This window comes from Achromobacter sp. FW305-C-28, assembly GCF_058783235.1.
The window spans coordinates 229945-252659 of the sequence record NZ_JBYSYL010000007.1; the positions used below are offsets into that span (position 1 = coordinate 229945).

17 protein-coding genes, 1 tRNA gene and 1 pseudogene are annotated in these 22715 nt (G+C 63.0%); all 19 read right to left on the reverse strand.

Going from position 1 to position 22715, the window contains the following annotated elements; translation table 11 throughout:
- Positions 1 to 77: 77 nt before the first annotated feature.
- The 19 genes and pseudogenes from AC3WMR_RS18885 to ispG all read right to left on the reverse strand — a co-directional run bounded on the left by AC3WMR_RS18885 (position 78) and on the right by ispG (position 22700).
- Positions 78 to 1220, reverse strand: a complete 1143-nt coding sequence (locus AC3WMR_RS18885) for a glycosyltransferase family 4 protein (protein WP_492266370.1) — start codon at positions 1218 to 1220, stop codon at positions 78 to 80.
- Positions 1221 to 1661: 441 nt separating this feature from the next.
- Complete coding sequence (locus AC3WMR_RS18890; protein ID WP_492266369.1) at positions 1662 to 1949, reverse strand: hypothetical protein; 288 nt, start codon at positions 1947 to 1949, stop codon at positions 1662 to 1664.
- A gap of 997 nt (positions 1950 to 2946) precedes the next feature.
- Positions 2947 to 3025, reverse strand: a tRNA-Ile gene (locus AC3WMR_RS18895).
- 7 nt (positions 3026 to 3032) lie between these two features.
- Positions 3033 to 5300 (reverse strand): RNA polymerase sigma factor RpoD, encoded by a 2268-nt coding sequence (rpoD, locus tag AC3WMR_RS18900; protein ID WP_025135231.1) that lies wholly within the window; start codon positions 5298 to 5300, stop codon positions 3033 to 3035.
- Between the two features lie 751 nt (positions 5301 to 6051).
- Complete coding sequence (gene dnaG, locus AC3WMR_RS18905) at positions 6052 to 8112, reverse strand: DNA primase (protein ID WP_492266368.1); 2061 nt, start codon at positions 8110 to 8112, stop codon at positions 6052 to 6054.
- A 19-nt stretch (positions 8113 to 8131) separates the two neighbouring features.
- Positions 8132 to 8344 carry a 30S ribosomal protein S21 gene (gene rpsU / locus AC3WMR_RS18910; protein ID WP_006218592.1) on the reverse strand — a complete coding sequence of 71 codons (213 nt, stop codon included), beginning with the start codon at positions 8342 to 8344 and terminating at the stop codon, positions 8132 to 8134.
- A 291-nt stretch (positions 8345 to 8635) separates the two neighbouring features.
- Complete coding sequence (locus tag AC3WMR_RS18915) at positions 8636 to 9178, reverse strand: phosphoribosyltransferase (RefSeq protein ID WP_025135229.1); 543 nt, start codon at positions 9176 to 9178, stop codon at positions 8636 to 8638.
- An 83-nt stretch (positions 9179 to 9261) separates the two neighbouring features.
- Positions 9262 to 10557, reverse strand: a complete 1296-nt coding sequence (locus AC3WMR_RS18920; protein WP_029953375.1) for an adenylosuccinate synthase — start codon at positions 10555 to 10557, stop codon at positions 9262 to 9264.
- Between the two features lie 76 nt (positions 10558 to 10633).
- Positions 10634 to 11791, reverse strand: a complete 1158-nt coding sequence (locus tag AC3WMR_RS18925) for an ATP phosphoribosyltransferase regulatory subunit (protein ID WP_492266367.1) — start codon at positions 11789 to 11791, stop codon at positions 10634 to 10636.
- A 245-nt stretch (positions 11792 to 12036) separates the two neighbouring features.
- A complete protein-coding gene (hflC, locus tag AC3WMR_RS18930) occupies positions 12037 to 12942 on the reverse strand; it encodes a protease modulator HflC (protein ID WP_492266366.1) in 906 nt (301 codons plus the stop codon).
- A gap of 18 nt (positions 12943 to 12960) precedes the next feature.
- Entirely contained in the window at positions 12961 to 14265 is a 1305-nt protein-coding gene (gene hflK / locus AC3WMR_RS18935) for an FtsH protease activity modulator HflK (protein WP_492266365.1), read from the reverse strand.
- Positions 14231 to 15340 (reverse strand): annotated as a pseudogene (hflX, locus tag AC3WMR_RS18940) (GTPase HflX); the annotation flags it as partial. The pseudogene hflX and the gene hflK, both read right to left, overlap by 35 nt.
- An 81-nt stretch (positions 15341 to 15421) precedes the next feature.
- The gene (hfq, locus tag AC3WMR_RS18945; RefSeq protein WP_006218585.1) at positions 15422 to 15658 is read right to left on the reverse strand and encodes an RNA chaperone Hfq; all 237 of its coding nucleotides are present in this window, start codon (positions 15656 to 15658) and stop codon (positions 15422 to 15424) included.
- 161 nt (positions 15659 to 15819) lie between these two features.
- Complete coding sequence (gene hisC / locus AC3WMR_RS18950; RefSeq protein WP_492266364.1) at positions 15820 to 16887, reverse strand: histidinol-phosphate transaminase; 1068 nt, start codon at positions 16885 to 16887, stop codon at positions 15820 to 15822.
- A gap of 3 nt (positions 16888 to 16890) precedes the next feature.
- Positions 16891 to 18243 (reverse strand): ribosome biogenesis GTPase Der, encoded by a 1353-nt coding sequence (gene der, locus AC3WMR_RS18955; protein ID WP_025135222.1) that lies wholly within the window; start codon positions 18241 to 18243, stop codon positions 16891 to 16893.
- Between the two features lie 25 nt (positions 18244 to 18268).
- Positions 18269 to 19426 (reverse strand): outer membrane protein assembly factor BamB, encoded by a 1158-nt coding sequence (gene bamB / locus AC3WMR_RS18960; RefSeq protein WP_175192632.1) that lies wholly within the window; start codon positions 19424 to 19426, stop codon positions 18269 to 18271.
- A 5-nt stretch (positions 19427 to 19431) separates the two neighbouring features.
- A complete protein-coding gene (locus AC3WMR_RS18965; protein WP_025135220.1) occupies positions 19432 to 20070 on the reverse strand; it encodes a YfgM family protein in 639 nt (212 codons plus the stop codon).
- A gap of 2 nt (positions 20071 to 20072) precedes the next feature.
- Complete coding sequence (hisS, locus tag AC3WMR_RS18970) at positions 20073 to 21359, reverse strand: histidine--tRNA ligase (protein ID WP_492266363.1); 1287 nt, start codon at positions 21357 to 21359, stop codon at positions 20073 to 20075.
- Between the two features lie 54 nt (positions 21360 to 21413).
- A complete protein-coding gene (gene ispG, locus AC3WMR_RS18975; protein WP_492266362.1) occupies positions 21414 to 22700 on the reverse strand; it encodes a flavodoxin-dependent (E)-4-hydroxy-3-methylbut-2-enyl-diphosphate synthase in 1287 nt (428 codons plus the stop codon).
- Positions 22701 to 22715: the final 15 nt, after the last annotated feature.

A 22715-nucleotide genomic window follows, 5' to 3' on the forward strand; every position in this document is an offset into this window, starting at 1 on the left:
CAACAAGGCCGGCTGCCGAATCATCGGCAAGCCGGCCTTGTCGTCTTTGCACAAGCCGCTATGAAATCGATTCGGTGTCAGACGACCGCTTCGACGTTTCGCGCCAGCTTGGCGTGCTCCATCGCAACCTGATACGCGCCCAGCGTTTCCGCCATTTTCTGAGGCAGCATGAAATGCCGGTCGGCATAGCGGCGAGCCTGCTCGGCAATCTGGGCTGCCGGCCCCGGATTCGCCCAGATCCAGGCCAGATGATCCGCAAAGCCCACCACGTCGCCCGCCGGCGCCAGCCAGCCGGTCTCGCCGGGATACACGATCTCGGGCAAGCCGCCCACCGCGCTGGCCACGACAGGGCATCGCGACGCATACGCTTCCGGCACGACCCGCGACCAAGCCTCGTTCACGGACGGCACCAGTATTGCGTCAGCCGTATGCAAGACATTGGCCACGTCTTCGCGATGCCCGGCGAAGGTCACATAGTCACCCATCCCCAGTTCAACGACCAGGTCTCGCAGTTGTTGCCCATATGACGCCGTCGCTCCCGTAGGCATGCCCACCACCAACGCGTGAGCCGGAATGCCGCGCTGTCGTAACACGTTCACGACCCGCAGCAGATCCTCCTGGCGTTTATCGGGACGCAGCATGCCGATGGTCGTCACGACGAACGCGGCGGGATCCAGGGCCAGCTCCTTGCGCATTGCCTGGCGTACGGCCCGTTTGTCGGTGTCGGAGAAAAAACCGTGCTCGGCCCACTCTCCCACGACGCTGATGCGCTCACGTCCCGCAAAGCCCGCCGTGACGATATCCTGCGCTCCGCCTTCGCTGGTGGTGATCACACGGTGGCACCCCAGGCGCCACTCCAGCCTGCGGCGCCACGACGTGCGCAACGGACGGGAGAAATGCCAGGTCCTGACCAACGAGCACAGATCCCGGCACAGCGCGCTGGCCTTGGCATCGGGCGTGCCATGGGCATCGATGACCTGGATGCGCAGGTCCTTCACGATCTGGCGCAGCTGCATGGCGCCTGACCACGAATACGGTGAACGGAAATCCATGCCGATCGTCGCCAGCCCCCAACTACGAGCCAGCCTCAGCGTCTCGCTGGCCGGCGGCGCGGCGATCGCCACGGCATGGCCATGCTCGCGAAGCCAGCGCGCCTGATCCAGGACGCGAAACTCCATTCCGCCCAGATTGGGGCCCGAAAGGGTGTGCAGGATTTGCATGGGGGACCTACGGGTACAAAGACAAGCGGCCGGCATAAGCCGGCCGAGACAACGACAGCAGCGCCCGCCCCGTCCCCCGTCGCATGGCAATTGATAGCAATGCGCTGCGGCAAAGGCCGCAGACGAACCGAGGAAATCGCAACAACATGGGTGGGCGCGCTTGGTAAACTGCGTTCGTGCTGTCTGTCTCGAAAGGCCGCAACCCTTTCGAAATCGACTGAAACGCCATTTTTGTTAAATTCAGCAATCAGCCAGAAATATAGGCGCGCGCCCGGGCCCAAGTTGGAGTATTTGTTTAAGCTTTGTTAAGTTCTTTGCTGTTTTTGTAACTTTTTAATTCTTGAACAGACAAAATAACGCTTTGATAGACACAGGCAGGGTGCGTGCGCTCAGTCGCAGACCAAGCGCCTGAAATGCACCATCAGGCCGAAATCAAACCCCTCAGAAAACGCACGCCTTCTGCGAACATTCGTACAGAAAGCCCGCCACCCGAGCCGCCGGATACAGCACCACCACGGCCGTGGCCAGCACCCACCAGCGTCGCTGCCTGCGAATGACAAGTCCCGCGCAGACAAGCCAGACCAGGACAGCGGCCCAATACGCCGGGAAGTACGGCCCCAGCCCCACCATCAGCCAGTCAATTCGAGTCAGCGCCACCAATACCGCCAACGCGATCAGCACGATGAAGAACGTCAGCCGGTTGCCGGATCGATACACCGAATGAGACATGCATTACCTTGCGTAGATAGCGGGCGGGAAGAAGTCGTTGATCGTAGCCGATGCCCAAAATAAAACTGCCGCCATGACTGGCGGCTGTCGGTACCTGATTTCGCAGGATTTCTTTGGCAGCCCCCGAGTTTGCGGATTGTCTGCCCCAGGCGGACAAGGCCGCTCCGGTCTGCTCTTGCCCCACTGGTGATGGGTCCCTGCGCTGGCCGTGCGCTGTCCATCCGCCAACGGAGCACGGCACCCACCCCACCAAAGGTGGAGGGCGAGAATGAATAGCCGTCAGCGTTTACACACCCACATGGCAATGCACAGCATGCCGATGAGGGTACCGCCTATAAATAGCGCAGCTCGTTCCGCTCGATCAGAACCAACAACATACAAAGTACATACCGTGGAAGCGGTGAGCACTATCAGGACGCCCAGCGCGAAGGGGCGCCAGTGCCTTCGCGCGACTCGAAGTACTTTGCTCAAGGCAACTCTGAGTTTGCTCATGGGCTTCCGCGTGGAATTAAGGCCGGGCTTTGATTCTGCCAAATATCCCACCAACGGAACAGAGAATTCTAGAAACTCAACCAATAGGCATTCTCATGGCTGACTTGCATCTAGCCTTTAAGGGCGAATACTTCGACCCCATCAAGGCAGGCACCGAACCGTTGTGATGCTCTACAACGATCAAGCCGGTCAATGGACGAATGACCCGGACCTGGGGCTAAAGATTTCCAGGAAGATGAGCTTCGCCATGGGGACTGCCACCAAGCCACAGGAAGTGGACCTTTCCTACGGGCGAATCATTCACTCCCAGCAAGCAGACTGCCAGGAATAGGGTGTCTTCAATACAGGGTCGGCACTGTCCTGGACCACAAGTCTGCAGCCAGCACCAAGCGTTATAGCCACTTGGCTACCGAGTCGATCAAACAAGCGCTTGGCGAAATTGGCAAGAAATTCCCCACGCAAAAGAAAACGGGCCTCGGATTGCTCCGAGACCCGCGACTTTCTTTGGTAGGCCCCCCGAGAGTCGAACTCGGCACCAACGGATTATGAGTCCGCTGCTCTAACCAGGCATGAGCTAGAGGCCCAGGAAACTTACTGCCCTTCCAGGAAGCTCTTCAGCTTGTCGGCCCGGCTCGGGTGACGCAGCTTGCGCAGCGCTTTAGCCTCTATTTGGCGGATGCGCTCACGCGTGACGTCGAACTGCTTGCCCACTTCTTCCAGAGTCTGGTCGGTGCTCATTTCGATACCGAAACGCATGCGCAGAACCTTGGCTTCCCGCGGGGTCAGAGAGTCTAGCACTTCCTTGACCACGTCGCGCATGGAACCATGCAGCGCGGCATCGGAAGGCGCCAGCGTCGAAGTGTCTTCGATGAAGTCGCCCAGATGCGAATCGTCGTCGTCGCCGATCGGCGTTTCCATCGAGATCGGTTCCTTGGCGATCTTCAGGATCTTGCGGATCTTGTCCTCGGGCATGTCCATCTTCTGCGCCAGGGTCGCGGGATCCGGCTCGGCGCCGGTTTCCTGCAGAATCTGACGGCTGATCCGGTTCATCTTGTTGATCGTTTCGATCATGTGGACCGGAATACGGATGGTGCGTGCCTGGTCGGCGATGGAACGGGTGATCGCCTGGCGAATCCACCACGTCGCATACGTCGAGAACTTGTAGCCACGGCGGTACTCGAACTTGTCCACCGCCTTCATCAGGCCGATGTTGCCTTCCTGGATCAGGTCCAGAAACTGCAGGCCGCGGTTCGTGTACTTCTTGGCGATCGAGATCACCAGACGCAGGTTGGCCTCGGTCATTTCGCGCTTGGCCTTGCGAGCCTTAGCTTCGCCGGTGGCCATGCGCTTGTTGACGTCCTTCAGGTCCTTGAGCGGCAGCACGACGCGCGTTTGCAGGTCGATCAGCTTTTGCTGCAGTTCCTGGACGGCGGGGATCTGGCGCTCGAGCGTTTCGGCGTACGGGTGGCCGGCGGCCACTTCGTCCACGACCCACTGCAGATTGGTTTCGTTGCCCGGGAACACCTTGATGAAGTGCGTGCGCGGCATGCCGGCACGGTCCACACACGTGTGCAGGACGGCGCGTTCAAGCTGGCGCACTTCTTCGACCTGGTTACGCAGCGTGTCGGCCAGCTTTTCCACCATCTTGGCGGTAAAGCGGATGCCCATCAGTTCGTTCTGGATCGATTCCTGGGCGCGCACGTAGACGTCCGACTTGTAGCCGTCCTTCTCGTACGACAGGCGCATCTTGTCGAACTGCTTGCTGACCTCGTCGAACTTGGCCAAGGCCTTCACGCGCAGGTCTTCCAGCTGCTTGCTGGACATGCCACCGGCGGGGCCGTCGTCGCTTTCGTCTTCGTCGGCGGTGACACCGGCGCCGGCGTATTCTTCGCCGTCTTCCGGATCCACCAGGCCGTCGACCACTTCGTCGATTTGCGCTTGACCATCACGAACGCGCAGGATGTGCGCCAGGATTTCGTTGATGGTGGTCGGGCAGGCCGAGATGGCCATGACCATGTGCTTCAGGCCGTCTTCGATGCGCTTGGCGATTTCGATTTCGCCTTCGCGGGTCAGCAGTTCCACCGAACCCATTTCACGCATGTACATGCGGACGGGGTCCGTGGTGCGGCCGAAATCGGAGTCCACGGTGGTCAGGGCGGCTTCGGCTTCGTCTTCGACGTCATCGTCGTTGGACGCGACCGGTGCGTTTTCGCTCATCAGCAGCGTTTCGGCATCGGGCGCCTGGTCATAGACCGCGATGCCCATGTCGCTGAAGGTGCTGATGATGCCGTCGATGGCTTCCGCGTCGACGAGGTCGTCGGGCAGATGGTCGTTGATTTCGCCGTAGGTCAGGTAGCCGCGATCCTTGCCCAGCTTGATCAGCTGCTTCAGGCGGTTGCGGCGGGCTTCGTATTCTTCGGGCGTGACGGGGCCGCGGGCGATCAGATCCTTGGGATCTGCCTTGCCGCGCTTGCCACCGCGCTTGGGCGGCTTCAGGTCAGGCAACACTTCGCCTTCGCCGTCCATCGCGTCATCGAAACCGTCGGAATCGTTGTTCGCGTTCTTGGCGGGGCGGCCCGGACGGCGGCCGCTAGGGACCGGACGCGCGCTGCCGACCAGGTCGGCGAGCTTGTCTTCGGCCTTCTTGGCGCGAGCCTTGGTCACCTTCTCGGGCTTGTCTGCCGCTGCCGTCTTCGCCGCCGCCTTCTTGGCGGCCGTCTTGGCTGCAGGCTTGGCGACCTTCACCGCCGTCTTGGCGGGCGCTTTTTCCGCCGCCATGCTGACGACACGCTTGGCCGTCGTGGCCTGCGTGTCGGTCGCATCAATTGCAGAGGAGGATTTGCCGGTGGATTTGGTCATAGTCGCTTCCGTGGTCGTCGCAACCCGTTTGGGCATGTTGCACCGTACAACGCCGCCTCCGGGCAAAGGCCCTTTGCGGCGTCAATACGGGTAAAACTGGTGAATCGGCTGAGGCCCTGCGGCTGCGTTGTTCGCAGCGCCAGCTCTTGCGAGCCCGCTTGGCGCCGTTCCGGTGCAATACCGGCTGGGCGCCTGACGTGCATGGCCTCATCCGGCGGCGGAACCCGGGCGTTGGGGGGGCTGTCTGCCTATAAATAGGCTGTGCTTGCTAACGGGTCATTGCCCTTGGCAGCTAGATAGACACAGCACCCAAACCACAAACGCTACACGGAGATACCCGTCGCCGAACTGCGTAATTCACCGCTCAGCTATAGTAATTAACTATGTAACAAATTTGACGCGCACGTCCGCTTTTTTTCCGCTGCGTCGCCCTGGGACTTTCCCGATCATCCGGTACTGGTCCGGGTCTCTCGCCCGAACTACTGGCGATGCCACTGGCGACACTACTGCCATTACCATTACTGCTGGCAAATACCTACTGGCGGATACTTCAGCCTGCCTGCCCGTCAAACTGATTAACTATTAGATTCCGGCAGAGGAAATAGATTCCGCTCGCCGTATTTTTTCCTGTTCTCTTTTCCCTGCCCTCGAGCTACTGCTCTAGGCCACCCACAGATTCAGCTGATATTCAGTACTGCAAAATCTGCTACCAACGCCTGTTCGCTGCGGAAAACCCTTGATTTTACCGCATTTACCGCACACCGGCACCTTTCAGTACCGCCATACGGCCAGACAGCTCCAGATAGCGCTTGCGCTGCTCGTCGGTCGTCAAACCCGTGGCCGCCAATTTCGCCATTTCGGCCTTGGCCCAATCGAATTCGATCCTGCGCAGGGCGTCATCCCACTCGGTCTGCGGATCAGGCAGATCCTCTTGCGACAGGATGTCGGCGCGCAGCCCCTTCAGCACGGTCGCCAGGTCCGAATCCGGGTCTGCCGCCTCCAACAGGGCGCCCACATGGCGGGCGCCGCTGGATTGCGCCAGCATGATCAAGTCCCTTACCAATCCTAGATGGGGGCCATGGTCGATGACTTCAAGCTGCTGGTCTCCCATGGAGTCCACCAGCTCAGGGTGAGCAAGCAGCAGTCCCAGCAAGCGCTTGGCCAGCGACGGCATGGTGCGACGGCCCTCGAAGCCACCGACATCGTCGCGACGCTTCCAATTGCCTTTGCCGCCTTTCCAGTCGCCCTTGCCCTTCCAGTCGCCCTTACCTTTCCAGTCACCCTTGCTTTTCCAGTCTTGCTTGCCGGAACCGCCGCCCCAATTGCCCCCGCCGCCCGGCTCACCGCCCGGCGATGAAAACTGGCCGACATCGACGTATTCGCCGTCGTCGGCGGGGATGTCGTGAAAATCGTGCCCGCCAAAATCGTAGCCTGCATCCGGATGGCCACCATCGTGCTGGGGCGCGGCCGGGTGGGCCTCGCCCGCCGCGGGTTTGGCCGGCGCACCGAAAGGCTTGGCCGGCTGCTGCGCCAGCACCTGCGCCATTTCTTCCGGCGTCAGTTGCACCAGCTTGGCCATCTCGCGTTCGATCTGCACGCGCAACGCACACTCGGGGATAGCCGCCAACAAGGGCTTGGCTTCATGCAGGCAACTCGCGCGACCCTCGGCCTCGTCCATGTTGTGCCGCGATGCCAATTCGTCGAGCAGGAAGCGCGACAGCGCCACCGCCTCGCCCAGGCACGCACGGAAGGCCTCGGGCCCCAGCTCGCGGACGTACGAATCCGGGTCGTGCTCGGTCGGCAGGAACAGGAATCGGATGGCGATATCGTCGCGCAACACCGGCAGGCAAGCCTGCAGGGCGCGCCACGCGGCACGCCGGCCCGCGCCGTCGCCATCAAAGCTGAAGATGACCTTGTCGCTGGAACGCAGCAGCTTCTTGACGTGATCCGGCGTGGTGGCCGTGCCCAGCGTGGCCACCGCGTTGGCAATGCCCTGCTGCGCCAGGCCCACCACGTCCATGTAGCCTTCGACCACGATGATCTGCCCTTCCTGGCGAATCGCCTGGCGGGCTTCCCACAGGCCGTATAGCTCCTGGCCCTTGGAGAACAGCGGGGTTTCGGGCGAATTCAGATACTTGGGCTCGCCTTTGCCGATGATGCGGCCGCCGAAACCGATCAGGCTGCCGCGCGCATTGCGGATCGGGAACATGACCCGTTCGCGGAAGCGATCGTAGCGGCGGCCGTCTTCGGATTCGATGACGAGTCCTGACTCCACCAGGGTGGGGTCGTCGTAATTGGGAAAGACTTGCGACAGCCCGTGCCGATCGGTGCCCGACCAGCCCAAGCCGAAATGCGCGGCAATCTCGCCGGTCAGGCCACGCTGTTTCAGATAGCGGATCGCCGCCGGCGATGCGCGCAACTGTTTCAGATAGTGGGCCTGTGCGGCGTCCAGCACCTGCGTATGGCGGGATTCCTCGGCCTTGCGGCGCGCGGTTTCCTGCTGTTGGCGGGGGCTGCGATTTTCTTCGGGGACCGTCATTCCCGCCGAAGCCGAGAGCGTACGCACGGCTTCGGGGAAACTGGCGCCCGTGTGTTCCATCAGGAAGGTGATGGCGCTGCCATGCGCTCCGCAACCGAAGCAGTGATAAAACTGCTTGGTGGGGCTGACAGTGAACGATGGGCTTTTTTCGTTATGAAAGGGGCATAGGCCAAGCAAGTTGGCCCCACCCTTTCGCAACTGCACATACCGCCCGACTACGTCGACGACGTCGACCCGGGCGAGTAGTTCCTGGATGAATGATTCTGGAATCAATAGATTCTGGAATCAAAGATCAATACAGGCGCGGGGGCAGTTGTTGGCTACGGATGCGCTTGTAGTGGCGCTTCACAGCGGCGGCATGCTTGCGCTTGCGCTCGGCCGTGGGCTTCTCGTAGAACTCGCGCGAACGCAGCTCGGTGAGCAAACCGGTCTTTTCGATGGTGCGCTTGAAGCGGCGCAGAGCGGCTTCAAACGGTTCGTTTTCCTTCAGTCGAACGATAGGCATAAAGTGATTGGCCTGCTTGTAGGGTAACAAAAGTTGATGACAAACCTGGCTTGCTTGCCAGCAGCGCTGCATGGTTTCGTGTGGATTCCGGCAGGGACAAACCCTGCCCCCAGACGCCTTGCAGCGCTAACTTTGGCTGGCTGTTTCCGTTACCCAAAGACTACCCAAAGAGTAACAAGCCAAGTTCGGTTTAGCGATAACCAGCGATTCTAGCATGGTCACGGCCGTTTTGACTACCAGGGGAACGGTCTGGCGCCATACATTGCCAGGCATTCCGTCCCCTGAAACACTTCAACCCTTCGACCCTTTGCGGATCCAGGCCTCAAGCTGATGCGGGCGCAGGCTGTCGTAGTCTTCGAACGGCTGGTGAATCCAGGGATTGGTGGGCAGCTTGTCGACGTAATAGTCGGGCTGCGCCTGGGAATGCCCCTTCCACCACAGCACGGCGCTGCGCAATTCGGTGATGTCGGCGAACTGACTCTTCAGGTGGTCGTACACCTTCATGAACGTCTTGCCGGTATCGACCATGTCGTCCACCAGCAACACCCGCCCGGACAAGGTGCCACGCGTGATGGTGATGAACTGCGCGATATCCATGTCGCCCTGCTTGGTGCCGGCCGCTTCGCGGTAGCTGCTGGTCGCCAGAATGCCCAACGGCACATCAAAAATACGGGACATAACGTCGCCGACACGCATACCGCCGCGCGCCAGGCACAAAATCTTGTCGAACTCCCAACCGGACTGATGCACCTGCAAGGCAAGGCGCTCGATCAAGCGGTTGTAGTCGTCCCACGTCACCCACAGATGGCTATCGTCATTGGTCGGCGCGCTCATAGGCAAGGATCTCCTGCGTGAAAATACGAAAAGGCCGCCGCCGGTATGAGACCGGCGGCGGCCTTGGGAATAATAACCCGATGTCAGCCCTTCAGGGGGTGACGCAGCACAATGGTTTCGTTGCGGTCGGGGCCGGTGGACACCAGGTCGATCGGCACGCCGCAGACTTCGGCCACGCGCTCGAGATAGCGACGAGCGGCTTCAGGCAGCTTGTCGTATTCGGTGATGCCGACGGTCGATTCGCTCCAGCCAGGCAGCTCTTCCAGCACCGGTTGCGCCTGAGCCACGGCGTGGGCGCCGTAGGGCAGCACGTCGCGGAACTCGCCATTGACGCGGTAGCCGACGCCCAGCTGGATGGTTTCCAGACCGTCCAGCACGTCCAGCTTGGTGATGCACAGGCCGGTGATGCCGTTCAGGCGCACCGAACGCTTCAGGGCGGCGCCATCAAACCAACCGCAACGACGCGGACGGCCGGTGACCGAACCGAATTCCTTGCCGATGGTGGCCAGGCGGGTACCGATTTCGTCGACCAGTTCCGTGGGGAATGGGCCCGAACCGACGCGTGTCGTGTAGGCCTTGGTGATGCCCAGGACGTAGTCCAGCGACTGGGGACCCACACCCGCGCCCGCCGAAGCGGCGCCAGCAACGCAGTTGCTGCTGGTGACGAAGGGGTAGGTGCCGTGGTCGACGTCGAGCAATGCGCCTTGCGCGCCTTCGAACAGCAGGCGCTTGCCTTCCTGTTGCATGGCGAACAGCGTGCTGGAAACGTCCGCGACCATCGGGGCGATCGCCGGGGCCAGGGCCATGGCTTGATCGCGCACTTCGTTGGCCGAGACGGCTTCGGCGCCCAGGTACTGGGTCAGCACGAAGTTGTGGTAATCCAGCACTTCGGCGAGCTTTTCGTCGAACAAAGCGGGGTTGAACAGGTCCTGCACGCGCAGCGCGCGACGAGCAACCTTGTCTTCATAGGCCGGGCCGATACCGCGACCGGTCGTGCCGATCTTGCCTTCGCCCTTGCGCGCTTCGCGCGCCTTGTCGACGGCCACGTGGTACGGCAGGATCAGCGGGCAGATCTCGGAAATGCGCAGGCGCGAGCGCACATCCAGGCCGGCGGCCTCGAGCTCTTCGATTTCCTTGAGCAGGGCTTCCGGAGACAGCACGACACCGTTGCCGATGAAGCACGTGACGCCGGGATGCATGATGCCGGACGGAATCAGGCGAAGAATCGTCTTCTTGCCATTGATCCACAGCGTATGGCCAGCGTTGTGGCCACCCTGGAAGCGGACCACGCCCTGGACGGATTCCGCCAGCCAGTCAACGATCTTGCCCTTGCCCTCGTCACCCCACTGGGTGCCGATTACGACTACGTTCTTGCTCATGTTACGAATCAATATCGAGTTTCTCGGGAAATCCGGAAATCTCCCCGCGGCCCCCTCGTTACCGAGAGGGAGTTAGTCACAGCGTTCTGACCGTCCAGGCGCCGTCTTGCAGCGCCAGCTCGCGATCGCAAACGAATTCGTCCTGATCCTGCTCGTGACCGGGCAATACCTGAACGACAATCTCACCCGACCGGCGCAGGCGGCGAACCGCCTCGGTCAGGGCGGGGGCTTGCCCCCAGGGCGCGCGAACCGCACGCGCCCGTTCCGCTGGCGGCAAACCTGCCGCCAGTTTGCGTAAATCAAGACTGAAGCCGGTGGCCGGACGCGCACGCCCGAACGCCCGGCTGACATCGTCGTAGCGGCCGCCAGACACCAGCGCATCGCGCCAGCCTTCGGCGTACAGCGCAAACTTCACGCCCGAGTGGTAGCCGTAGCCGTTGACGTCGGCCAGATCGATGCCGAACGCCACGTTGGGCATGGCATCCACCAGCACCTGCAACGCATCCAGCGCGGCAGCCACATCCGGCAGCAAAGGCAGGTCACGGCGCGCCTGCTTGAGCACCTCGGGACCACCATACAGCTTGGGCAGCAGTTGCAGCGCCTTGAGGGTTTCGGCGCGCATGCCGGGCTTGCGCTCTGCCAGCTCGACCAGGCCCGGCACGTCTTTTTCACGCATCAGGCGGATGATGTCCTGGGACACGGCCGCGGCAGCAGGATCCGATTCGACGATGCCGCGCAGCACGCCCGGATGGCACAAGTCCAGACGGGGATTGCGCACGCCGGCGATGGCGACCGTTTCCAGCACCAGCTGGATGATTTCCAGGTCGGCTTCAAAGCCGGCATGGCCGTAGATTTCAGCACCGATCTGCAGCAACTCGCGGCTGGACAGCAGGTCCGCCGGGCGGGCATGCAACACGTTGCCGCAATAGCACAGGCGGGTAACGCCGGCGCGGTTCAACAAGTGCGCGTCGATGCGCGTCACCTGGGGAGTCATGTCGGCGCGTACGCCCAACGTGCGACCCGACAGCTGGTCGACCAGCTTGCAGGTACGCAGATCCAGATCGCTGCCGGTACCGGACAGCAATGAATCGATGTACTCGACCAGGGGCGGCGCGACCAGCTCGAAGCCGTAAGTACGGTACAGATCGAGAAGTTCGCGGCGCAATTCCTCGATGCGCCGGGCCTCTGCCGGAAGTACGTCGGCAAGGCTCTCGGGCAGCAACCAGTTACCCATGAATGTTTACCTGAATAACGCCTAGAGATGCGTGGGCGTCGCCCAAACGAAAAAGCGGCTGAGGGGGCGTAAGCCCGCTCAGCCGCTGCGGAATGTTTTCTAGCTTACGCGGTATTGTACATGGTTCAGCCGTGAGCGCCAGCCGGGGTATCCAGGGCGTAACGCCGTCCCCTATTGCGCAATCCGGCAGAAAAAAGCCCCTTGGCTGACCAAGGGGCTTATGCGCTGCCGCGGGCGGTAAAGCCTTATTTCGCGGCGGGCACGGTGACCGGCGTCAGGGCCTGGCCCGCCGGGTCCTTCATGAACTGGAAGAAGCTGGAGCTGGGGTCGACCACCAGCACGTCGCCCGGCTTCGAGAACGAAGCGCGGTAGGCTTCCAGGCTCTTGTAGTACGTGTAGAACTGCGGGTTCTTGCCGTAGGCCTGGGCATAGATCGCGGCGGCGGCGGCGTCGCCCTCACCCATGATGCCCTGGGCCTTGGCATAGGCCTGGGCCACGATCACTTCGCGTTGGCGGTCGGCTTCGGCGCGGATCTTCTCGCCCTCGGCCGCGCCGATGGAACGCAGTTCGTTGGCGACGCGCGTACGCTCCGCTTCCATACGGCGGTACACCGATTCCGAGATCTCGGGTGCGAACTCGATGCGACGCAGGCGCACGTCGACGATCTGCACACCCAACGGCTCGGCGCGTTTGGCGACGTTGGTCAGGATTTCGGCCATGATCTTGTCGCGTTCGGTCGACACCACGTCGCGCACGGTGCGCACGTTGACCGAGGCGTTCAAGGCATCGCGGATCTGGGCTTGCAGGCGCTCTTGCGCCGCACGCTCGTTACCGCCGAAGGTCACGTAGTACAGGCGGGGGTCCGCGATGCGCCACTTGACGTACGAGTCGATCAGCAGGTTCTTCTTTTCGGAAGTCTGGATACGCTCGGCTTCGTTGGTTTCGATGGTGAGAATGCGCTTGTCCAGCGTCACCACGTTCTGGAACGGAGGCGGCGCCTTGAAGTACAGGCCGGGTTCATTGATGACCTTGCGCACTTCACCCAGCGAGAACACCAGGGCGTAGTCGCGCTCGCGCACCACGAACACGCAGGAAGAAAGGGCGGCCAGCACGATGAGCAGGCCGACCAGGATAGGCATAAGACGTTGCATGATCAGGACTCCTCCGGGTTAGCGCGACGTACGGTCGCGGGGCAGCGCGTTGCTATTGCTGCTGCCGGAAGGCTGGGGCACCGGCACCGCACTGCCACGCAGGGGCGGCTGGACGGGCGGGCTGATCAATGCAGGCGAACCGGGGTTGCCTACCGCGGACTTGCTGGCGTCCTGAGCCGCCAGATGCATGATCTTGTCCAAGGGCAGATACAGCATGTTGTTGTTGCTCTTGGTGTCGACCATGACCTTGCTGGCGCGCGTGAAGATGTCCTGCATGCTCTCCAGGTACATGCGCTGGCGCATGACGACGGGCGACTTCTCGTATTCGCCCAGGATGCTGGTGAAGCGCGACGTATTACCTTGCGCATCGCCCACGACCTTGGCCTTGTAGCCTTCGGCCTGTTCGGTCATGCGCGAGGCCTGACCACTGGCCAGCGGCACGACCTGATTGGCGTAGGCCTGGCCTTCGTTGATCTGGCGCTCGCGGTCCTGGCCCGCCTTGACGGCGTCGTCGAACGCGGCTTGCACCTGTTCGGGCGGCTGCACGTTCTGGATGGCGACCGTGCTGACCTGCACACCGGTCTGGTAGCGGTCGAGAATCTGCTGCATCAGCGTCTGGACCTGCGAAGCCACGGTCGTACGGCCTTCGTACAGGACGAAGTCCATGGACTGCTTGCCGACCACTTCGCGCATGGCGGTTTCAGACGCCTGGCGCACGGAGTCGTCCGGGTCGCGGGTCATGAATAGGTAGTCGGGTGCGCCATCCGCACGCAGGCGATACTGCACGACGAACTGCATATCGACGATGTTCTCGTCCGTCGTGAGCATCAGCGCTTCAGGCAGGACCTTGTTGCGCGAACCGCCACGGAAACCGACTTCGAACGTGCGCAGTTGCGACACGTTGACCATTTCGTGGCTTTGGATGGGATACGGCAGGCGCCATTGGAAACCGGCCTGCGACGTGCTCTTGTACTTGCCGAACTGGGTGACGACGGCGACCTGGCCTTCCTGGACGATATAGAAGCCACTGGCCGCCCAGATGCCGACCGCGACCAGGGCGATCACTCCCAGTCCGATGCGTGCGCCGCGCGGCGAAGGCGGCGTCATGCCGCCCCGATTGCCGCCCGGGCGATTGTTGCCGCCCCCGCCCTTACGGCCGAATAACGATCCGATGCGATTATTGAAATCGCGCCAGACCTCATCGAGGTCTGGGGGACCGTCTCCGTTGCCTTGAGGCCGCTTGGGCGGCGGCTCGGAGCCATTGTTGTTTCCACGACCCCAACCGGGGTCATTCAGATTGAAGAGTTTGATAATTCGAGGCATTGTTTCCCACAATCTGTCCGGTCTCCGCCATTGCCCCGCGCAACGCGTCCAGACCGGCGCGCTCGGTGGCGCTTACAAATACTCGCGCAATCGTACCATGGGCGTCGCGCTCCACTCGGGGTTCCAAACCGGCCCGGTCGATCTTGTTGTATACCAGAATGGTCGGAACGTTGGCAGCGCCGATTTCAGCCAGGACTTTATTGACCTCGAAAATCTGTTCGTCGCGCTGCGGGCTGGCCGCGTCGACCACGTGCAGCAGCAGGTCGGCGTGCACCGTTTCTTCAAGCGTGGCGCGGAACGCGGCGATCAGGTCGTGAGGCAGGTCGCGGATGAAACCCACGGTATCCGACACAACGACGTTGCCCGCCCCTTCGATCCAGATGCGGCGCGTCGTGGTGTCCAGCGTGGCGAAAAGCTGGTCCGCCGCGTAGGTGTCGGCCCGGGTCAAGGCATTGAACAGGGTCGACTTGCCCGCGTTGGTGTAGCCAACCAATGACACCGACAGGGCGCCGCCGCGCGCCCGGGCACGCCGTTGCGTGACCCGCTGGCGTTCGACCCGGTCCAGGCGCTCGCGCAGCGTCTTGACCTTGGCGCCGATCATGCGGCGGTCCATTTCGAGCTGGGATTCGCCGGGGCCGCGCATGCCGATGCCGCCGCGCTGACGTTCCAGGTGGCTCCACATGCGCGTCAGGCGCGTGGACAAGTGCTGCAATTGCGCCAGTTCGACCTGCAGCTTGCCTTCATGGCTCTTGGCGCGCAGCGCGAAGATATCGAGGATCAGCGCGACGCGATCCACCACGCGCAGATTGAACAGGCGCTCCAGGTTGCGCTGCTGGGCGGGCGACAGAGGCTGATCGAACAGCACGATATCGGCGAGCAGCGCCTGGGCCATACCGACGCCTTCGTCGGCCTTGCCGGAACCGATGAAGAACTTGGCGTCGGGACGGTCGCGGCGAGCAGTCAGGGTGCCGACGATTTCGGCGCCCGCCCCCTTCGCCAGCATCGCGAATTCTTCGGCGTGGGCCGTGAAGTCGGGATCACCGAGATCCACGCTGATAATCAGTGCGCGCATACATGCACCATATTGGAGCCAAAGCGAAAATGCCCGCCGACGTCGACCGTCCGGCGGGCAATAAAAGGTACTTCAGGAGCGAGATTACTCAGCAGGGACTTCCACCTGGAAATTCACGGCGCGGGCGGGAACAACGGTGGAAATGGCGTGCTTGTAGACCATTTGCGTGACCGTGTTACGCAGCAGCACCACGTACTGGTCGAAAGATTCGATTTGCCCTTGAAGCTTGATGCCGTTCACCAGGTAGATCGACACCGGCACATGATCTTTGCGCAGGGTGTTCAGGAACGGATCTTGCAGAGTTTGCCCTTTATTGCTCATTGGCCAGGCTCCATTTGTTTGTTATTGAGTGGTGGCGCGCCGTGTACTGGTGGAGCACGCCGAAACATGTACTCTACAGGGTTTTCCCGGCCCGTGCCACTTGTGTCGGAAGTGAAGATGACACCAGAGTTTTCCGCCGGAAAAGCCTTGCTGGCCGCGGTTCAGACGACCTCGGCGAGCGCTTTCAGAAGCAGTTCGCACTGCTCATCGGTGCCCACTGTAATACGTAGAAACTGGTCTATGCGCGGCTGCCGGAAATGGCGCACGATGATGCTGCGTGCGCGTAGTCCGGCGGCCAGTTCCGCGGCATCCCGGGATGCATGCCGCGCGAACACGAAGTTCGCGCTGGACGGCAGCACCTCGAAGCCCAGCGACGCCAGACCCGCCGCCATCCGTGCACGAGTCTGGATCACGGCCTGGCGGGTCTTCTCAAAATACTCTGTATCCTCAAGCGCCGCCACTGCCCCAGCCGACGCCAGGCGATCCACGGGGTACGAATTGAAGCTGTTCTTGACCCGCTCCAGCCCATCGATGAGCTCGGGGCTGCCCACGGCGAAGCCCACCCGCAGACCGGCCAGCGAGCGCGATTTGGACAGTGTCTGGACCACCAGCAGGTTGTCGTAGCGTGCGGTCAGGGGAATGACGGACTCGGCGCCGAAATCGACATAGGCCTCGTCCACCACCACCACGGCGTCCGGATTGCCGGCCACGATGCGCTCGATTTCCGCCACCGTCAGCGCCCGCCCGGTGGGGGCGTTGGGATTCGGGAAAATGATCGCGCCGGCCTGGCCATGGCGCGCGGGCAGGTAGTCGTCGACGTCGATACGGAAATCGTCCGTCAGCGGCAAGGTCTCGTAGGCAATGCCGTACAAGCCGCAGTAAACGGGATAGAAGCTGTAGCTGATGTCGGGAAAGCGCAGCGGACGCTCGTGCTTGAGCAGCGCCAGGAAGGCATGGGCCAGCACTTCGTCAGAACCATTGCCCACGAACACGCGGGACGCTTCCACGCCGACCGTGGTCGCGATCGCCTGGCGCAGGCGATCGGACGACGGGTCCGGATACAGCTTGAGGGTGTCGTCGCTTGCCGCGCGGATCGCCTTGAGCACCTTGGGCGACGGCCCGTAAGGATGCTCGTTGGTGTTCAGCTTGACCAGGTTCTGAAGCTTGGGCTGCTCGCCCGGGACATACGGGCTGAGCGTCCCGACCACGGGACTCCAGAAACGGCTCATGGGTCAGTCTTCCTGCGCGTAGGGGTTGTGCGAGGACTTGAATTCAATGCGCAGCGGCGTGCCAGCCAGATCGAACGCATTGCGGAAGCGAGTTTCCAGGTAGCGGCGATAGGAATCCGGAATGGCGTCCAGCGCGTTGCCGTGGATGACGACCAGCGGCGGGTTCTGTCCGCCCTGGTGCGCATAGCGCATCTTGGGACGGAAGATGCCCTTGCGGGGCGGCTGCTGCTGCTCGATGGCGGCCTGAAGCTCGCGCGTGAGCTTGGGCGTGGACAGTTTGGCAAACGCGGCAGCGTGGGCCGAGTTGATGGACTTCAGCAGCGGCTTGATGCCCTGCCCGCGCAAAGCCGAAATGGTGTGCACCCGGGCAAACGACAGGAAACGCAGCTTGCGCTGGAATTCGCGTTCGATGCGTTCTTTTTCTTCGCCATCCAGGCCGTCCCATTTGTTGACGGCGACCACCACCGCACGGCCGGTTTCCAGCACGAAGCCCGCGATGTGGGCGTCTTGCTCGGAAATCTCGGTTTGCGCGTCCAGCATCAGCAACACGACGTTGCTGGCCTCGATGGCCTGCAGCGTCTTGATGACCGAGAACTTCTCGACGGCTTCGAACACCTTGCCGCGCTTGCGCAGGCCCGCGGTGTCGATCAGCGTGTAACGACGGCCATCGCGGTCGAAATCGATTTCGATGGCGTCACGCGTCGTGCCGGGCATGTCGAATGCAATGACGCGCTCTTCGCCCATCAGCGTATTGATCAGCGTCGACTTGCCGACGTTGGGGCGCCCCACTATGGCCAGCTTGATGCGGTGATCGTGCTCGCCCTCTTCGGCGACTTCCTCTTCGGCCGGCGGTTCGGCCAGGTCCTTGAGCGCGAGCTCGATCAGGTCGACGATGCCGTCGCCGTGCGCGGCCGAGATGGGATAGGGTTGCCCCAGGCCCAGCTCGTGGAACTCGGAGATGGCCGGGCCCAGGCCCATGCCTTCGGCCTTGTTCACCGCCAGCAGCACACGCTGCTGCCCGGACTTGCGCAGCAGGGTGGCGATTTCGTGGTCGTGGGCATTCAGGCCCGCGCGGGCGTCCACCAGGAACACCACCACGTCCGCCTCGGCGATGGCCTGCCGGGTCTGGCGGGCCATCTCCAGCAGGATGCCGTCCTTGGCGACGGGCTCGAAACCGCCCGTGTCGATGGCGATGAAGGGGATATCGCCCACCCTGCCCTCGCCATAGTGGCGATCGCGGGTCAGGCCGGAAAAATCGGCCACCAGCGCGGCGCGCGATCGCGTCAGGCGGTTGAAAAGGGTCGATTTACCCACATTGGGGCGACCGACCAGGGCAACGACAGGCTTGAAGGACACGGTGTAAGGCTTTGTTTTTTAGGGTTTAGTTGGTGCCGATCAGGACGAGATTGCCATTGCCCGTCTGGACCAGCACACCTTGGGGAGTCGTCTGGGGCGGCGATACGACGGCGCCGCCGCCAACCGACAGGCGCGCCATCAGGCTGCCGTCGCTGCGCGACAGGAAATGCACGTAACCATCCAGGTCGCCCACTGCGAGTGCGCCGCCCAGCACGGCAGGCGCCGTCAGTTGGCGGTTTTTCAGCGCAGCCTGCTTCCAGACGTTGCCGCCGTTATCCAGCGCGAAAGCGTTGACCACGCTGTTCTGGTCGGCCGAGTAGGCAAAGCGCTCGTCCAGCGTCATGCCGGAAACGCTGGAAAAGTCCTTGGCCCAGATCGGACGGCCGCCAGCCGTGACGTCAAAGCACACGATACGCCCTTGGTAGGCCACCGCGCAAAGCAGGTTGCCGGCAATGCGGGGCGCGCCGACCACGTCGGTCAGACGTTCGAGGTCGCTGGCGCCGCGCGGGGTGGCCACGGTGCCTTCCCATTGGACGTTACCACTATCCGACGCGATGGCCATCAGCTTGCCGCCCGGCAGGCCGGTGATGACCAGGCCTTCGGCCAGGACCATCTGCGCGACACTGCGCAGGGCCAGAGCCGGACCGGGGCGCTGGACGCTCCAGAGGCGCTCGCCGTTGTTGGCGTCGAAGGCCTGGATGCGATAGTCGCCGCTGCGCACGACGACGATGCCATAACCCACCACCGGCGAGATATTGACGTCGCTGGTGGCGCGGACCTTCCATTTGACCTTGCCGGTGTCGTCGAAAGCGACCACGTCGCCGTCGGGCGAAGCCACGGCAGTAGTGGTGCCGTCGCTGCCGGCGCCGGCGGTGAGCTTGACGCCTGCCTGGGCCTTCCAGATAGGGCGACCGCTTTGCAGGTCGAACTTGCCGACCGAGCCGTCGGGCGTGGCGGCGTAGATCGCGCTGCCCAGCACGGTGGGCGCAAAGCCCAGGCCGGAACCGCTGCCAATGGATGTGGACCAGACCTGGCGCACGGACATGCCGGCCTTGTATTCGGTCAGCGGAGCGGGGTCGTAACGGCCGTCGTCATGGGAAAACAGGCCGCAGCCACCCAGGGCCAGCAGGCCCGTCAGGCAAACCGCGCCACGCCACGTACGGCCAAAGGCAAATTTACGCATTACAGTCAGGCTCCGCTCAGGGCATCCAGTTTCAGTTGCACAACCTGGGTCAGCGGATTTGCCGTACCCAGGCCATCGATGGCGCTTTGCCATGCGGCACGCGCTTCATCGCGCTTGCCTTGCGCAGCGAGAATATCGCCGCGGCGATCGGCAAACAAGGCCGCGAAGGCTGCCGGGGCATTGTTCAACTGCGCCAGGGCGCCATCGTATTGCTTCTGGTCGAGCAGCAGGCCCGCCAGGCGCAGGCGCGCCACGGCCTGCATGGCCGGGTTCTTGGCCTGCCCTGCCAGCCATTCGAGCTGCTGGCGCGCGCCGTCGAGGTCTTTCTGGGCTTGCAGCGCCTGGGCCGCCACCAGGGCGCCGCGGGCGGCGTAACCGGTGGAACCATATTGGTCACGCAAGGTCGCCGCGGCGGCCTTGATGCGCACGGACGAATCGGCACCGCCCAGGCGGGCCGCGTCTTCCAGGGCTTCGAAGTAGCCCATGGCCTGGTTCGCGCGGTGCGATTGATAAGCCTTCCAGCCCCACCAGCCGCCCCACGCCACCACCACAGCCGTCAGCAACGACACCATCAGGGTGCCGTAACGAGCCCACCATGCCTTGATGGCGTCGAGTTTTTCCTGTTCTTCGAGATCGTATGCCATGCCTAACCCTTGTGATTCAATACTTCGGCCAAGGCCGCCAACGGGACTTGCTGCTGCGCGGCGTCGCCCTGGGCGTCGGCGCGCAGGAATTTGACGCTGGCGGTCTGCGAGGCCACTTCATCGGCGCCAAGGATAACCGCAACCCGGGCGCCACTGGCGTCCGCGCGCTTGAATTGGGACTTGAAGCTGGCCGAACCGGCGTGCACGACCACTGACAGGCCGGCATCGCGCAGGTCTTCGCCGACCCGGGCAGCCAGGCGCTGGGCGTCTTCGCCCTGGTGCACCACATAGACGTCGCATTCGGCCGGGGCATCGACCTGCACGCTCTGTTCCCAGAGGTCAAGCAGGCGCTCCATGCCGATGGCAAAACCGACCGCGGGCGCGGCCTTGCCGCCCAGCAGTTCGATCAGGCCGTCGTAGCGGCCGCCGCCGCAGACCGTGCCCTGGGAGCCCAGGCGGTCGGTGACCCATTCGAAGACGGTCAGGTTGTAGTAGTCGAGTCCGCGCACCAGGCGCGGGTTCAGGCGGTATTCAATGCCGGCGTCGGTCAGGCGCTGGCAGACGCCGTCGAAGTGCGCGCGGGATTCCTCACCCAGGAAGTCGAACAGGCGCGGCGCGCTGTCGGCCATTTCCTGCATGGCGGGATTTTTCGTGTCCAGCACGCGCAGCGGATTCGTGTACAGGCGGCGCTTGCCGTCTTCATCCAGGATGTCGCTGTGCTTTTCCAGGTGGGCGATCAGGGCGGCGCGATGCGCCGCGCGTTCGGCAGGCTGGCCCAGCGAATTGAGTTCGAGGCGCACGTCGGTCAGGCCCAGCAGCTTCCACAGGCGAGCCAGCATGACGATGAGCTCGGCATCGACGTCAGGGCCGGCAAAACCCAGGGCTTCGACGTCGATCTGGTGGAACTGGCGGTAGCGGCCGCGCTGCGGGCGCTCGTGGCGGAACACCGGACCGATGGAGTAGACGCGCTGCGGGCGGTCGTACAGCATGTTGTGCTCGATCGAGGCGCGCACGATGCCGGCCGTCATTTCAGGCCGCATGGTGAGCGATTCGCCGTTGAGCGCATCGGTGAACGTGTACATCTCTTTTTCGACGATGTCCGTCACTTCGCCGATGCCGCGCGTGAACAGGCGCGTATGCTCAAGCACGGGCGTACGCACATTGCGATAGCCGTAGCCGCGCAGCCAGCCGCGCACGATTTCCTCGAATTGCTCCCAGCGGGCGCTGGGCCCGGGCAGCACGTCATTCATGCCGCGGATGGCGGCGACTTTCTGGAAAGCTTGAGTCATCTTGATCATGCCGCATCACGCGCTGGCAAGCGCGCTGGCGGCGACACCCTTTCTTTAATGAGAGGCGAGCGCGCCGTAGCGACGCGCGACGTAGTCTTCAACGATGGCCTGGAATTCTTCGGCGATATGGTCGCCCTTCAGGGTGACCGTGCGCTCGCCGTCGACGAATACCGGCGCGGCCGGCACCTCGCCGGTGCCCGGCAGGCTGATGCCGATGTCCGCGTGGCGGCTTTCGCCAGGCCCGTTGACCACACAGCCCATGACCGCGACGTTCATGCTTTCGACGCCGGGGTATTGTGCCCGCCATACCGGCATCTGCCGGCGCAGGTAGGACTGGATGCTGTCGGCCAGTTCCTGGAAGAACGTACTGCTGGTGCGGCCGCAACCGGGGCAGGCCACCACCATGGGCGTGAACGCGCGCAGGCCCATGGTCTGCAGGATTTCCTGGGCTACCACGGCTTCGCGGCTGCGGTCGCCGCCGGGTTCGGGCGTGAGCGAGATGCGGATGGTATCGCCGATGCCCTGCTGCAACAGCACAGCCAGCGCGGCGGTGGACGCCACGATGCCCTTGCTGCCCATGCCGGCTTCGGTCAGGCCCAGGTGCAGCGGGTAGTCGCAGCGGGCCGACAGGTCGCGATAGACCGCGATCAGGTCCTGCACGTGGCTGACCTTGCAGGACAGGATGATGGCGTCGCGGCGCAGGCCGAGTTCTTCGGCGCGCTGGGCGTTGCTGATGGCAGACACGACCAGCGCGTCGCGCATGACAGCCTGCGCTTCCCAGGGTTGGGCGCGCTGGTTGTTCTCGTCCATCTTGCGGGCCATCAGCTCGTGATCGAGGCTGCCCCAGTTGACGCCGATGCGCACCGGTTTGTCGTAGCGGCAAGCCACTTCGATCATCTGGGCGAAATTGTCGTCGCGACGCTTGCCCCCGCCCATGTTGCCCGGGTTGATGCGGTACTTGGACAGCGCCTGCGCGCATTCCGGAAACTGCGTCAGGAGCTTATGGCCGTTGTAATGGAAATCGCCGACGAGGGGCACGTTGACGCCCATGCGGTCGAGTTGTTCGCGGATGGCCACGACTTCCTTGGCCGCCTCGGGGGTATTGACCGTGATGCGCACCAGCTCGGAGCCGGCCAGCGCCAGTTCCTTGACCTGGATCGCCGTGGCGATCGCGTCGGCGGTATCGGTGTTGGTCATGGACTGGACCACGACGGGCGCATCGCCGCCCACCATGACCGTACGGTCGCCCCACTTGACCGCCACCGCACGCGTGTGTCGGCGGGAAGCCGCGCCCACGGAGGGCGGCGGCGCATCCTGGCAAGGCAGAGAGGAATCTTGCATCGGCGGAACCGGTAA

Excerpts from the sequence above, each read along its gene's own strand:
- hisC (WP_492266364.1), bottom strand. The coding sequence starts at position 16,887 with ATGAGCCGTTTCTGGAGTCCCGTGGTCGGGACGCTCAGCCCGTATGTC.
- AC3WMR_RS18920 (WP_029953375.1), bottom strand. The coding sequence starts at position 10,557 with ATGAGCAAGAACGTAGTCGTAATCGGCACCCAGTGGGGTGACGAGGGC.
- ispG (WP_492266362.1), bottom strand. The coding sequence starts at position 22,700 with ATGCAAGATTCCTCTCTGCCTTGCCAGGATGCGCCGCCGCCCTCCGTG.
- bamB (WP_175192632.1), bottom strand. The coding sequence starts at position 19,426 with ATGCGTAAATTTGCCTTTGGCCGTACGTGGCGTGGCGCGGTTTGCCTG.
- AC3WMR_RS18915 (WP_025135229.1), bottom strand. The coding sequence starts at position 9,178 with ATGAGCGCGCCGACCAATGACGATAGCCATCTGTGGGTGACGTGGGAC.
- hflC (WP_492266366.1), bottom strand. The coding sequence starts at position 12,942 with ATGCAACGTCTTATGCCTATCCTGGTCGGCCTGCTCATCGTGCTGGCC.
- AC3WMR_RS18885 (WP_492266370.1), bottom strand. The coding sequence starts at position 1,220 with ATGCAAATCCTGCACACCCTTTCGGGCCCCAATCTGGGCGGAATGGAG.
- rpoD (WP_025135231.1), bottom strand. The coding sequence starts at position 5,300 with ATGACCAAATCCACCGGCAAATCCTCCTCTGCAATTGATGCGACCGAC.
- hfq (WP_006218585.1), bottom strand. The coding sequence starts at position 15,658 with ATGAGCAATAAAGGGCAAACTCTGCAAGATCCGTTCCTGAACACCCTG.
- rpsU (WP_006218592.1), bottom strand. The coding sequence starts at position 8,344 with ATGCCTATCGTTCGACTGAAGGAAAACGAACCGTTTGAAGCCGCTCTG.
- hflK (WP_492266365.1), bottom strand. The coding sequence starts at position 14,265 with ATGCCTCGAATTATCAAACTCTTCAATCTGAATGACCCCGGTTGGGGT.
- hisS (WP_492266363.1), bottom strand. The coding sequence starts at position 21,359 with ATGACTCAAGCTTTCCAGAAAGTCGCCGCCATCCGCGGCATGAATGAC.
- AC3WMR_RS18925 (WP_492266367.1), bottom strand. The coding sequence starts at position 11,791 with ATGGGTAACTGGTTGCTGCCCGAGAGCCTTGCCGACGTACTTCCGGCA.
- AC3WMR_RS18890 (WP_492266369.1), bottom strand. The coding sequence starts at position 1,949 with ATGTCTCATTCGGTGTATCGATCCGGCAACCGGCTGACGTTCTTCATC.
- AC3WMR_RS18965 (WP_025135220.1), bottom strand. The coding sequence starts at position 20,070 with ATGGCATACGATCTCGAAGAACAGGAAAAACTCGACGCCATCAAGGCA.